This is a genomic window from Aeromonas sp. OTU364 (genome assembly GCF_038440395.1).
Classification (GTDB): domain Bacteria; phylum Pseudomonadota; class Gammaproteobacteria; order Enterobacterales; family Aeromonadaceae; genus Aeromonas.
On record NZ_JASATR010000012.1, the window covers coordinates 93,866 to 106,855 of the forward strand.

At 62.1% G+C, this 12,990-nt stretch carries 8 protein-coding genes; 4 read left to right on the forward strand and 4 right to left on the reverse strand.

What is annotated here, in order from left to right:
* Positions 1-54 precede the first annotated feature (54 nt).
* From serA to AAHB08_RS13310, 4 genes are all read right to left on the reverse strand, one after another.
* Positions 55-1,287, reverse strand: a complete 1,233-nt coding sequence (serA, locus tag AAHB08_RS13285; RefSeq protein ID WP_025327397.1) for a phosphoglycerate dehydrogenase — start codon at positions 1,285-1,287, stop codon at positions 55-57.
* A gap of 446 nt (positions 1,288-1,733) precedes the next feature.
* The gene (gene rpiA / locus AAHB08_RS13300) at positions 1,734-2,387 is read right to left on the reverse strand and encodes a ribose-5-phosphate isomerase RpiA (RefSeq protein ID WP_025327396.1); all 654 of its coding nucleotides are present in this window, start codon (positions 2,385-2,387) and stop codon (positions 1,734-1,736) included.
* A gap of 148 nt (positions 2,388-2,535) precedes the next feature.
* Positions 2,536-3,132, reverse strand: a complete 597-nt coding sequence (locus AAHB08_RS13305; protein WP_342059190.1) for a 5-formyltetrahydrofolate cyclo-ligase — start codon at positions 3,130-3,132, stop codon at positions 2,536-2,538.
* A 104-nt stretch (positions 3,133-3,236) separates the two neighbouring features.
* On the reverse strand, positions 3,237-4,583 hold the full coding sequence (locus AAHB08_RS13310; RefSeq protein WP_139436671.1) for a Na+/H+ antiporter NhaC family protein: 1,347 nt from the start codon (positions 4,581-4,583) through the stop codon (positions 3,237-3,239).
* Positions 4,584-4,904: 321 nt separating this feature from the next.
* On the opposite strand from AAHB08_RS13310, the gene dapB reads away from it, so the two are divergent.
* The 4 genes from dapB to leuA all read left to right on the forward strand — a co-directional run bounded on the left by dapB (position 4,905) and on the right by leuA (position 12,945).
* Positions 4,905-5,717, forward strand: coding sequence for a 4-hydroxy-tetrahydrodipicolinate reductase (gene dapB, locus AAHB08_RS13315; protein ID WP_319918091.1), 813 nt, complete (start codon positions 4,905-4,907; stop codon positions 5,715-5,717).
* A gap of 669 nt (positions 5,718-6,386) precedes the next feature.
* Complete coding sequence (gene carA / locus AAHB08_RS13320) at positions 6,387-7,523, forward strand: glutamine-hydrolyzing carbamoyl-phosphate synthase small subunit (RefSeq protein ID WP_342059191.1); 1,137 nt, start codon at positions 6,387-6,389, stop codon at positions 7,521-7,523.
* A 16-nt stretch (positions 7,524-7,539) separates the two neighbouring features.
* Entirely contained in the window at positions 7,540-10,764 is a 3,225-nt protein-coding gene (carB, locus tag AAHB08_RS13325) for a carbamoyl-phosphate synthase large subunit (RefSeq protein WP_139436677.1), read from the forward strand.
* Positions 10,765-11,286: 522 nt separating this feature from the next.
* Positions 11,287-12,945 carry a 2-isopropylmalate synthase gene (gene leuA / locus AAHB08_RS13330; protein ID WP_342059192.1) on the forward strand — a complete coding sequence of 553 codons (1,659 nt, stop codon included), beginning with the start codon at positions 11,287-11,289 and terminating at the stop codon, positions 12,943-12,945.
* Positions 12,946-12,990 lie beyond the last annotated feature (45 nt).

A 12,990-nucleotide genomic window follows, 5' to 3' on the forward strand; every position in this document is an offset into this window, starting at 1 on the left:
AAAAGCCCGTCATCGAGACGGGCTTTTTGCTGGCCTGGCGCCGGGCTCAGGGCATCAGTGCAGGATCCGGGCACGTATGGTGCCGTTGATCTCCTTGAGACGGGAGAGCGCCTTCTCGCTGTGCTCGGTTTCCACGTCGATCACCACATAGCCGATCTCGCTGCTGGTCTGCAGGTACTGGCCGGCGATGTTGATCCCCTCGTCGGCGAAGATCTGGTTGATCTGGTTCATCACGCCGGGCTGGTTGCGGTGGATGTGCAGCAGGCGGCTGGAGCCCTTGTGGCCCGGCAGGGAGACTTCCGGGAAGTTGACGGCGGAGAGGGTGGAGCCGTTGTCGGAGTACTTGACCAGCTTGTTGGCCACTTCCAGACCTATGTTCTCCTGGGCCTCTTGCGTCGAACCGCCGATATGGGGGGTCAGGATCACGTTGTCCAGGCCGCGCAGCGGGGTCAGGAACTCCTCGTCGTTGGACTTGGGCTCGCTCGGGAAGACGTCGATGGCGGCGCCGGAGAGGTGACCGCTCTTGATGACGTCGGCCAGGGCATCGATGTCCACCACGGTACCGCGGGAGGCGTTGATGAAGATGGCGCCCGGTTTCATCATGCGCAGCTGTTCGGCGCCGATGAGATCCTTGGTGGAGGCGGTCTCCGGCACGTGCAGGCTGATGACGTCAGACATGTTGAGCAGCTCCACCAGGTTCGGCACCTGGATGGCGTTGCCCAGCGAGAGCTTGTTCTCGATGTCGTAGTAGTAGACCTTCATGCCGATCATCTCGGCGATGATGCCAAGCTGGGTGCCGATGTGGCCGTAGCCTATGATGCCGAGCTTCTTGCCGCGAGCTTCGACGCTGCGGTTGGCGAGCTTCTCCCAGACGCCGCGATGGCATTTGGCGTTCTTCTCGGGGATGCCGCGCAGCAGCAGCAGTATCTCCCCCAGCACCAGTTCGGCCACGGAGCGGGTGTTGGAGAAGGGGGCGTTGAAGACGGGAATGCCGCGCACATGGGCGGCATCCAGGGAAACCTGGTTGGTGCCGATGCAGAAGCAGCCGATGGCCACCAGCTTGCCGGCGGCATCCAGCACCTTCTCGGTGATCTGGGTGCGTGAACGCAGGCCCACGAAATGCACGTCACGAATGCGCTCGATCAGCTCCTCTTCCGACAGTGAGGTCTTCAGATACTCAACATTGGTGTAGCCGGCTGCCCGAAAGGTCTCTACCGTGTTGGGATGCACTCCCTCCAGCAGCAGTACTTTGATCTTATCCTTGTCCAGCGAAAACTTGGCTGTCATGACGTTCCCTCTATTGTTTGAAAAATGCGTTCAGGCTTGCAGTGTGAAGAAAACCGTAAAGTAGCAAAAACGTTTGGGAGAGGGAATATTTGTGACGAAAGTCAAATTCTTTGAAGTTATCAACGTTTTTTGCAGCCTGTTTGGTGCAACCCATTGAGCCATAAATAGAAACGGCGCCATCAGGCGCCGTTGTCCATTTGCGGGGGCAAAAATGGGGGTCTGGTGACCCCGCAGTCAGCCTTATTGCGTGACTACGCCCTCTGGCGTGCCGATCAGCACCACATCGACGCCGCGATGGGCGGAAGATAGATCGTTGGTGACCACGCCAACCATGGCAGATGCCTTATTGGGTGACGACCCCATCCGGAGTACCGATCAGTACCACGTCGGCGCCGCGGTGGGCGGAAGATAGATCGTTGGTGACCACGCCAACCATGGCAGATGCCTTATTGGGTGACGACCCCATCCGGAGTGCCGATCAGTACCACGTCGGCGCCGCGGTGGGCGAACAGGCCGTTGGTGACCACGCCGACGATGGCGTTGAGCTGCACTTCCAGCCCTTTGGCGTCTGTGATAGCCATGCCCTTAACGTCCAGAATGATGTTGCCGTTGTCGGTCACCACACCCTCACGCCAGACCGGGTTGCCACCCAGCTTCCTGATCTCGCGGGCCACGTATTCGCGGGCCATGGGGATCACCTCCACCGGCAGCGGGAACTGGCCCAGCACCTCGACGGTCTTGGTGTTGTCGATGATGCAGATGAACTGGTCGGCCACGGCGGCGACTATCTTCTCGCGGGTCAGGGCGGCGCCGCCCCCCTTGATCATGTCGCGGGTCCCGTTGATCTCGTCGGCACCATCCACGTAGACGGAGAGGGCATCGATGTCGTTGAGATCAAACACCGGGATGCCGAACCCCTTGAGGCGCTCGGTGGAGGCGATGGAGCTCGATACCGCGCCCTTGATCTCGTCCTTCATGGTCGCCAGTGCGTCGATGAAGTGATTGACGGTAGAGCCGGTGCCCACCCCGACGATGGTGCCGGGTACCACGTATTTGAGCGCAGCCCAACCGGCCGCCTTCTTCATTTCATCTTGAGTCATGATGGATCCTTATGGAAAAAGCGGGCGCATTATATCCAAGCATCCTGTCCAGAGCGACCATGGCGGTCACGTTCCGGGGCAAAAAGCCCCAAGATGTAAATCGTTTGCCTGTTTATTGAACCGAGGGGGGCCGAGCTCCCCGTCAGGGTCATCCAAAGTGCCAGCTGCGGCTGGGGGTGATGATCTGGGGCAGCGGCACGTCCCACTGCGCCTGGGGCACGGCGTCCACCTGCTGGCAGTCGTGGGCGAGTCCCAGGGGACTTGGGCCCAGCCCGTGTTCGTGCCAGCAGGCCAGGGTGCGATCGTAATAGCCGCCCCCCATGCCGAGCCGGTTGCCCTCGGCATCGAAGGCCACCAGCGGGGTGCAGATGAGATCCAGCATGCTGTGGGGCAGCACCTGCTGCACATCGAGTTCGGGCTCGGCGATGCCATAGCGGTTGCGGGTCATGGGGCTGGTGGCGGTGTAGCGCAAGAAGAGCAGGTGACCCGGGGTGAAGGGGTGCAGCACCGGCAGGTAGACCTCCTTGCGCTGGCTCCAGAGCCAGTGAATGGCGGGCAGGGGATCGAGCTCGCCGTCATTGGCCAGATAGAGGGCGATGCGCCTGGCCGCCAGGATCTCGGTATGCTGCTGGAAGCGAAGGACCAGCTGCTGGGCCGCCGCCTGCTGCTCGGCCTGACTCAGGCTCTTTCTGCGCTGGCGTATGAGCTGGCGCAGGCTTTGGCGTTCGGGTTGGGTATCCGGCATGGGGACTCCTTGGCGAGGATGGGCTGGGGCTACCTTAGCAAGGGGCTGACGGGATGAAAAGTCGATAGCAGGGCCGCCGGCGAGGCGGCCCCGAAGGTCAGATGTCAGACGCGCTGGGCGGCGGGGGCCACAGCGCCCGTCTGGTGCTTGAGGAAGACGGCCACGATGGCGGCCAGGGCCAGCGCCATGGGGTAGAAGCTCATGCTCACCACGGCCAGCGGCGAGAGGGCGAAGATGGAGCCCAGCAGCAGCGCCTGGGCGCCCCAGGGGATGAGGCCCTGCACCACGCAGGAGAAGATGTCTAGCATGGAGGCGGCGCGGCGCGGGGTGACCCCGTGATGATCCGCGAGATCCCTGGCCACCTTGCTCGCCACTATGATGGCGACCGTGTTGTTGGCGGTGCAGAGGTTGGTCAGTCCCACCACGCCGGCGATGCCGAGCTCGGCCGCCTTCTCGTTTTGCTCGCCGTCGTGGGCACGGGTGAAGCGGGCGATGAGGGCGGCGATGCGGGCGCTGATCCAGGCAAGGCCTCCCTGGCGCTCCATCAGGGCGCCGAGACCGCCGATGAGCATGGAGAGCAGGAAGATCTCCTGCATGCTGGTGAAGCCCTGGTAGATGTCCTTGCTGAACTGGCCGAGGGGATAGCCTCCGATCATGCCAACGCCACCGGCGGCCAGGATGCCAAGACCGAGCACCACGAAGACGTTCATGCCACCGAGTGCCAGTACCAGGATCAGCAGGTAGGGCATCACCTTGAGCAGATCAGCGCTGGCGTTGGCGGCGGGGGCCTCACCGGTGGAGCCCAGCAGCAGGTAGAGCAGGATCACCAGCACGGCGGCGGGGGCGGCAATCTTGACGTTCTCGCGGAACTTGTCCTTCATCTCGCAGCCCTGGCTGCGGGTCGCCGCTATGGTGGTGTCCGAGATGATGGAGAGGTTGTCGCCGAACATGGCGCCGGAGAGAATGGTGCCCGCCATCAGCACGGGATCGATGCCGGTGGCCTGGGCGACACCGAGGGCCACGGGGGCCACTGCCCCTATGGTGCCCATGGAGGTGCCCATGGCGGTGGCAATGAAGGCGGAGATGAGGAACAGCCCCGGCAGCAGGAACCAGCCCGGGATCAGGGAGAGGCCGAGGGCGACGGTGGCATCCACCCCGCCGGTGGCCTTGGCCACGGTGGCGAAGGCGCCCGCCAGCAGATAGATGAGGCACATGGCCATGATGTTGCTGTCACCCACCCCCTTGAAGAAGGTCTCAAGGTTCTTGTTGAAGCCCTCCTTGCCCAGCATCAGCGCCAGCATGACGGCGGGCAGGGCGGCCACGGGGGCGGGCAGCTGGTAGAAGGCGAACTCGACCCCCTGCAGGGTCAGCCAGGTGCCGGTACCGATGAAGAGAGCAAGAAAGACCAGAAGGGGCAGCAGGGCTCTGGCACTGGGTTGGGTCTGGATCATGTGTTCCTCGAAACTTGAACAATGACCTCCTGTCGCAGCCTGTGTTGGCCCGGATATGTTCGGACACAGGGTAGGCATCCTGCCGCTATGGGGGGCTTACAGTAGTGAGTCGGGGGCATCTGGTCAAGATAGACGTCCAGATGGATGGGCCTTTTTCTTTTGTGATTCTGATGTGCTGATTAAATCCGTCAATTATTCGGAGTTAATCATAATTTATTGTTGATATGGCGGCACCGAGACGACGGTCACGGAGGGCTTTTCAAAGCCGGCGCGGGCTGGTAAAACGGTCTCTTTCCATAATAAAGAGATGAGAGGGTGGAGATGGACAATCCGATCCGTGTGGCCGTGATGGGCTGTAATGGTCGTATGGGAAAGGTGCTGCTGGAAGCCATCACCAACGCCGAGGGCGTGGTGGTCGGTGCGGCGCTGGAGCGACCCGGCTCTGCCGTGATAGGCCTGGATGCGGGTGAACTCAATGGCCTGGGCCGGCTTGGGGTCATCATCAGTGACAGCCTGGACAAGGTGCGGGACGAGTTTGATCTCATCATCGACTTCACCCGCCCCGAGGTGACCCTGGCCAACCTGGCCTTCGCCCTGGCCCATGGCAAGCAGATGGTGATAGGCACCACCGGCTTTGATGACGCAGGCAAGGCCGCGCTGCACGAGGCGGGCAAGCAGATCGGCATCGTGTTCGCGTCCAACTACTCGGTTGGCGTCAACCTGGTGTTCAAGCTGCTGGAGCAGGCCGCCAAGGTGATGGGGGATTACACCGACATCGAGATCATCGAGGGGCACCATAGACACAAGGTGGATGCGCCGTCCGGCACCGCGCTCTCCATGGGGGAAGTGGTGGCGAAAACCCTGGGCCGGGATCTCAAGGAGTGCGCCGTCTATGGCCGCGAGGGGATCACCGGGGAGCGGGATCGCAACACCATCGGCTTTGCCACCATCCGCGCCGGGGATCTGGTGGGGGAGCACACCGTCATGTTTGCCGACATCGGCGAGCGGGTGGAGATAAGCCACAAGGCCTCGAGCCGCCTGACGTTTGCCAATGGCGCCGTGCGGGCGGGCAAGTGGCTCGGCCAGCAGGGGGCGGGTCTCTACAACATGCAGGACGTACTCGACCTCAAATAGGGCACAGCGGGAGCCCGACCAGGACTCTCCTCTCCCCGATCTGGTTGTCAGACCCCGGCTCGCCGGGGTTTTGTTTATGGTTTTTGTAAAAACAAGCGTTAAGCACCACTTTTGTGGCGAACCTGCCTAAATCGCCCCCTTCCCATTTCTTCGCCACACTCCTGCGACAAAAATGTCATCAGAGGGTAACGGGAACGGGTCTCAATCTTCCCTGTAGCCCGCTTTTTTCACACCCGGTCAAACAGACTAAAAATGCAATCAAAGAAAAACGTTTTCTATTTTTTGGAGTCAGCTTTCTATCGCCAAATGGCACTTTTTGGCTTTCGTTGTTTGTTTTTTAAATTCATACTCGTCTGTTTATTAAAGATAAAATATCGATTTTTGTCTGCCAGGTGGCATGGGTGGGTGCTTTTGTTTCGGGTTTTGGCTTTTCTTTTTGGGGAGGGGGTTGCAAAGCGCCTTAGTGCATAGATAATGGGTAATGTTGCTTGTTTATTGAATTTAGATGCATTTCAAACGAGATAAAGACGTTGAAATGAGATCGTTTTTAAGTAGAATGCGCCCAATTTGCCAGAAATCTGCCGGGTTTGAGCCCTGTTTCAAACAGCGTCCGGACCCGCAACACCCAGGTAAATTGCTGAATTTAAAGCTAAATAACTGGAGGTTGTCTTGAATCACACTGCATTGCTAGTGCTGGAAGATGGAACTGTGTTCAAAGGCGTGTCGATAGGCGCCGAGGGATGTTCCGTTGGTGAAGTGGTTTTCAATACGTCGATGACGGGCTATCAGGAAATCCTCACCGATCCCTCTTATTCCCGTCAGATAGTCACCCTCACTTACCCCCATATAGGCAACACCGGCACCAACAGCGAAGATGAAGAGTCCAGTCAAATCCACGCGCAGGGATTGATCATCCGGGACCTTCCGATACTTGCCTCCAATTTCCGCAATCAGCAATCCCTCTCCGATTACCTCAAGTCCCACAACATCGTTGGCATCGCCGACATCGACACCCGCAAACTGACCCGCATCCTGCGGGAGAAGGGTGCCCAGGCCGGTTGCATCCTGGCCGGCAAGCAACTCGATGAAGCCCATGCCCTGAGCCAGGCCCGCGCCTTCCCCGGTCTGAAGGGGATGGACCTGGCCAAGGAAGTGACCGTTTCCGAGTCTTACAACTGGAGCGAAGGGAGCTGGCAGCTCGGCAAGGGGCACGTCACCCCGGCGGCCGATGAGCTCAAGTACCATGTGGTGGCCTACGACTTCGGCGTCAAGCGCAACATCCTGCGCATGCTGGTGGACCGTGGCTGCCGCCTGACCGTGGTGCCGGCCAAGACCCCGGCCGCCGAAGTGCTGGCGATGAACCCGGATGGCATCTTCCTCTCCAACGGCCCCGGTGACCCCGAGCCGTGCGACTACGCCATCGAGGCCATCAAGACCTTCCTTGGCACCAATACCCCGGTGTTCGGCATCTGCCTGGGTCACCAGCTGCTGGGTCTGGCCTCCGGCGCCAAGACAGTCAAGATGAAGTTCGGTCACCACGGTGCCAACCACCCGGTGAAGAGCCTGGACGACAACACCGTCATGATCACCGCCCAGAACCACGGCTTTGCGGTGGACGAGAACAGCCTGCCGGATTGCCTGCGTGCCACTCACGTCTCCCTGTTCGACGGGTCGCTCCAGGGCATCCACCGCACCGATCGTCCGGCCTTCAGCTTCCAGGGTCACCCCGAAGCGAGCCCGGGCCCCCACGATTGTGCCGGTCTGTTCGACCACTTTATTGAATTGATTAAGCAGTATCGCGCCTAAGAGGATAAAGAGAGCCATGCCAAAACGTAACGACCTACAGAGCATCCTGATCCTCGGCGCCGGCCCCATCGTCATCGGTCAGGCCTGCGAATTCGACTACTCCGGAGCCCAGGCCTGCAAGGCTCTGCGCGAGGAGGGATACCGCGTCATCCTGGTGAACTCCAACCCGGCCACCATCATGACCGACCCCGAGATGGCGGACGCCACCTACATCGAGCCCATCACCTGGGAAGTGGTGCGCGAGATCATCAAGAAAGAGCGTCCGGATGCCGTGCTGCCCACCATGGGTGGCCAGACCGCGCTCAACTGCGCGCTGGATCTGGAGAAGCACGGCGTGCTGGCGGAGTTCGGTGTGGAGATGATAGGTGCCACTGCCGATGCCATCGACAAGGCGGAAGATCGTCGTCGCTTCGACATCGCCATGAAGAGCATCGGCCTGGAGTGCCCCCGTGCTGGCATCGCCCACAACATGGAAGAGGCGTGGAAGGTACAGCAGATGGTCGGCTTCCCCTGCATCATCCGTCCCTCCTTCACCATGGGTGGTTCGGGCGGCGGCATCGCCTACAACACCGAAGAGTTCGTCGAGATCTGCGAGCGTGGCCTGGATCTCTCCCCGACCAAGGAGCTGCTCATCGATGAGTCCCTGATCGGCTGGAAAGAGTACGAGATGGAAGTGGTGCGGGATCGCAACGACAACTGCATCATCGTCTGCGCCATCGAAAACTTCGATCCCATGGGCATCCACACCGGTGACTCCATCACGGTCGCGCCAGCCCAGACGCTGACCGACAAGGAGTACCAGCTGATGCGCAACGCCTCCATGGCGGTGCTGCGCGAGATCGGCGTCGAGACCGGCGGCTCCAACGTCCAGTTCGGCATCAACCCGAAAGATGGCCGCATGGTCATCATCGAGATGAACCCGCGGGTGTCCCGCTCCTCCGCGCTCGCCTCCAAGGCGACCGGTTTCCCCATCGCCAAGATCGCCGCCAAGCTCGCCATCGGTTACACCCTGGACGAGCTGATGAACGACATCACCGGCGGTCGTACCCCGGCCTCCTTCGAGCCGGCCATCGACTACGTGGTCACCAAGATCCCGCGCTTCAACTTCGAGAAGTTTGCCGGTGCCAACGACCGTCTCACCACCCAGATGAAGTCCGTGGGTGAAGTGATGGCCATTGGCCGCAACTTCCAGGAGTCCCTGCACAAGGCGCTGCGCAGCCTCGAGACCGGCAAGACCGGCTTCGACCCCATGGTGGATCTCAATACCCCCGACTCCCTGACCCGCATCCGCCACGAGCTACAGGATGCCGGTTGTGACCGGATCTGGTACATCGCCGATGCGTTCCGCGCCGGTCTCTCCATGGACGGCATCTTCAAGCTGACCAAGATTGACCCCTGGTTCCTGGTGCAGATTGAAGAGCTGGTGAAGCTGGAAGAGCAGGTGAAAGAGCGCGGCATGGCTGGCCTGGACGCAGACTTCCTGCGCACCCTGAAGCGCAAGGGCTTCGCCGACGCCCGTCTGGCCAAGATCCTCGGCGTGGCCGAGGGCGAGGTGCGCAAGGCCCGTGCCCGCCACAACATCTTCCCGGTCTACAAGCGGGTCGATACCTGCGCCGCCGAGTTCGCCACCAACACCGCCTACATGTACTCCAGCTATGACGAGGAGTGCGAAGCGGCGCCGACCAATCGCGACAAGATCATGATCATCGGCGGCGGCCCGAACCGCATCGGTCAGGGCATCGAGTTCGACTACTGCTGCGTGCATGCGGCCCTGGCCCTGCGCGAAGACGGTTACGAGACCATCATGGTCAACTGCAACCCGGAGACCGTCTCCACCGACTACGACACCTCCGACCGTCTCTACTTCGAGCCGGTGACCCTGGAGGACGTGCTGGAAATCGTGCGGGTCGAGCAGCCCAAGGGCGTCATCGTCCAGTACGGCGGCCAGACCCCGCTCAAGCTTGCCCGTGCCCTGGAAGCGAACGGCGTGCCTGTCATCGGCACCAGCCCGGACGCCATCGACCGCGCCGAAGACCGCGAGCGCTTCCAGTCCGCCGTCGAGCGCCTCGGCCTCAAGCAGCCGGAAAACGGCACCGTCACTGCCCTGGAGCAGGCGGTGCAGGTAGCCGCCCGCATCACCTACCCGCTGGTGGTTCGCCCCTCCTACGTGCTGGGTGGCCGCGCCATGGAAATCGTCTATGACGAGCAGGATCTGCGCCGCTACTTCGCGGAAGCCGTGAGCGTCTCCAACGAATCGCCGGTACTGCTGGACCGCTTCCTGGACGACGCCACCGAGGTGGACGTGGACGCCATCTGTGACGGCGTGGACGTGGTCATCGGCGGTATCATGGAGCACATCGAGCAGGCCGGTATCCACTCCGGTGACTCAGCCTGCTCCCTGCCGCCCTACACCCTGTCCAAGGCCATCCAGGACGAGATGCGCGAGCAGGTGCGCAAGCTGGCCCTGGAGCTCGGCGTGGTCGGCCTGATGAACGTGCAGTTCGCGGTCAAGGACAACGAGATCTACCTCATCGAGGTGAACCCCCGTGCCGCCCGGACCGTGCCCTTTGTCTCCAAGGCCACCGGCGCGCCGCTGGCGAAGATCGCCGCCCGGGTCATGGCCGGTCAGAGCCTGCAGGATCAAGGTTTCACCACCGAGATCATCCCGCCCTACTACTCGGTGAAAGAGGTGGTGCTGCCCTTTGCCAAGTTCCCGGGTGTCGACCCGCTGCTGGGGCCGGAAATGCGCTCCACCGGCGAGGTGATGGGGGTGGGCAGCAGCTTCGCCGAGGCCTATGCCAAGGCGCAGCTGGGTGCCGGCCACCAGGTGCCGAGCGAAGGCCGCGCCCTGCTCTCCGTGCGCCACGGCGACAAGGAGCGGGTGGTCAACCTGGCCGCCAAGCTGCTGGAGCTGGGTTATGACCTCGACGCCACCCACGGCACCGCGGTGACCTTAGGTGAAGCGAGCATCAACCCGCGTCTGGTGAACAAGGTGCATGAAGGCCGTCCGCACATTCTGGATCGCATCAAGAATGGCGAGTACACCTACATAGTGAACACCGCCGAGGGCCGTCAGGCGATTCAGGATTCCAAGCAGCTGCGCCGCGGCGCCCTGCAGCACAAGGTGGCCTACACCACCACGCTGCACGCGGCCTTCGCCACCTGCATGGCCATCAGCGTCGATGCCACCGCCAACGTGAACTCGGTGCAGGAGCTGCACCATAAGGTCAAGCACCGCTAAGGTGCGCGCGGCCAGGGCGGCTTCCAGCCCTGGATGCAAGCCTGACAACACCCCGCCAGCGATGGCGGGGTGTTTCTTTTGGTGGGGGCGGCGGATCCCTGGCGCATCACCACCTCATGCACGGGGTGGCGTAAACAGCGAGAAGCAAGGGTGATTAACACCCTTAAATTGGCTAAATGTAATCATAAGTTTCCTATTTGATGCCATTGACAACAATCTTCGCAATCACTCACCCCGAACGCCTCCCTATACTGGTTTCTCATCACATGCGTGAGCAAACAAGGTCGTCCGCACCGGCAAGCATTCAGTGCCAGAGGGTTGCGAGAGGATCAGGGCCAGCGTTATCGCGCCAGCCTGGCAGGCCCCTTCCACCGATAGGGACCAATGGAAACCGGCTGTGGGGTAACCGCCGCACCGCCAGTCAGGGTCAGCGTTATCGCGCCAGCCCGCTCCCCCTCCTTGCCCCTCTGTTACCTGCCCGGTCGCCTGGCGCCTCAGCATATCTGCCAAGGGAATCTGAATATGAGCTTCGATCATCGCAAATACCGCCCGGCCCCCGTCATCGCTCTGGCGGACAGACAGTGGCCGAACCGGGTGCTTGAGCGCGCGCCGCTCTGGTGCGCCGTGGATCTGCGGGACGGCAACCAGGCGCTGGTCGAGCCCATGACGGTGGCCCAGAAGCTGCAGATGTGGGCGCTGATGGTGCACATCGGCTTCAAGCACATCGAGGTGGGCTTCCCCGCCGCCTCCCAGCCGGACTTCGACTTCGTGCGCGAACTCATCGAGCGCAATCTCATTCCCGACGACGTCACCATCCAGGTGCTGGTGCAGGCCCGGGAGGATCTCATCGCCCGCACCTTCGAATCCCTCAAGGGGGCCAAGCGGGCCATCGTCCACGTCTACAACTCGGTCAACCCGACCCAGCGCAACTATGTGTTCAACTCAGGAAGGGAAGGGGTCAAGGCCATCGCCGTGCAGGGGGCGCGCTGGGTACGGGAGTACGCGGCCCGCAACCCCGGCACCGAGTGGAGCTTCCAGTACTCGCCGGAGAGCTTCAGCAGCACAGAGGTGGAGTTTGCGGTGGAGGTGTGTGACGCCGTCATCGACCAGTGGCGATCGGCCTGCCGCCCCATGATCCTCAACCTCCCCGCTACTGTGGAGGTGAGCACCCCCAACGTGTTCGCGGATCAGGTGGAGTGGTTCTGCCGCCACTTGAAGGCGCGCCCCGAGGTGAGCATCTCCATCCACACCCACAACGATCGGGGCTGCGGGGTGGCCGCCGCCGAGCTGGCGGTGCTGGCGGGAGCGGATCGCATCGAGGGCACCCTGCTTGGCAATGGCGAGCGCACTGGCAACATGGACATAGTCACCATGGCCATGAACCTCTACAGCCAGGGCATCGATCCCGAGCTGGATCTCTCTGACATGGACGCCATAGTCGCGACCGTGGGAGCCTGCACCCAGATTGCCCTGCACCCGCGTCACCCCTATGCCGGCGAGCTGGTCTACACGGCGTTCTCCGGCAGCCACCAGGACGCCATCCGCAAGTCCCTGGCGGCAGAGAAGCCCGATCACTACTGGGATGTGGCCTATCTGCCGATCGATCCCGCCGATCTTGGCCGCAGCTACGAGGCGGTGATCCGCATCAACAGCCAGTCCGGCAAGGGAGGGGTCACCTATCTGCTGGAGCGCGACCTCGGCCTGCAACTGCCGCGCTGGTTGCAGATTGACTTCAGCCGCCGGGTTCAGGCCCAGGCCGAGGCGAGCAGCAGCGAAATCAGCCCGGAGCAGATCCGCGCCCTGTTCGAGCAGCACTACCTCGAGCCGTTGCACGGTTATCGCATCGGCCGCTTCCAGCTCGGCCACGACAGCCAGGAGACCCTGCGCCTCGAGCTGCAGACCCCGGACGGCAGCTTGCAGCTCTGCGGTGAGGGGGAGGGGGCCATCACGGCCCTGGTCAACGGCTGGGAGCGCCAGACCGGCATGCACATAGACGTGCTGGACTACTCCGAACATGCCTTAAGCGCCGGCACCGAATCCCGCGCCGCCGCCTATGTGCTGCTGAGCGTCGACGGTACCCGGATGTGCGGGGTGGCCATAGGCCGTGACGTGGTCAACGCCTCCTTGCAGGCGGTGATCAATGGCGCCGCCCAGATCCGCGCCCTGCGCCAGAGTGCCTGAGGGGCGGGCGGGACTAGGATGAGGTCTGCCCCGTGAAGGACGCCC

Excerpts from the sequence above, each read along its gene's own strand:
- serA (WP_025327397.1), bottom strand. The coding sequence starts at position 1,287 with ATGACAGCCAAGTTTTCGCTGGACAAGGATAAGATCAAAGTACTGCTG.
- rpiA (WP_025327396.1), bottom strand. The coding sequence starts at position 2,387 with ATGACTCAAGATGAAATGAAGAAGGCGGCCGGTTGGGCTGCGCTCAAA.
- AAHB08_RS13305 (WP_342059190.1), bottom strand. The coding sequence starts at position 3,132 with ATGCCGGATACCCAACCCGAACGCCAAAGCCTGCGCCAGCTCATACGC.
- AAHB08_RS13310 (WP_139436671.1), bottom strand. The coding sequence starts at position 4,583 with ATGATCCAGACCCAACCCAGTGCCAGAGCCCTGCTGCCCCTTCTGGTC.
- dapB (WP_319918091.1), top strand. The coding sequence starts at position 4,905 with ATGGACAATCCGATCCGTGTGGCCGTGATGGGCTGTAATGGTCGTATG.
- carB (WP_139436677.1), top strand. The coding sequence starts at position 7,540 with ATGCCAAAACGTAACGACCTACAGAGCATCCTGATCCTCGGCGCCGGC.
- leuA (WP_342059192.1), top strand. The coding sequence starts at position 11,287 with ATGAGCTTCGATCATCGCAAATACCGCCCGGCCCCCGTCATCGCTCTG.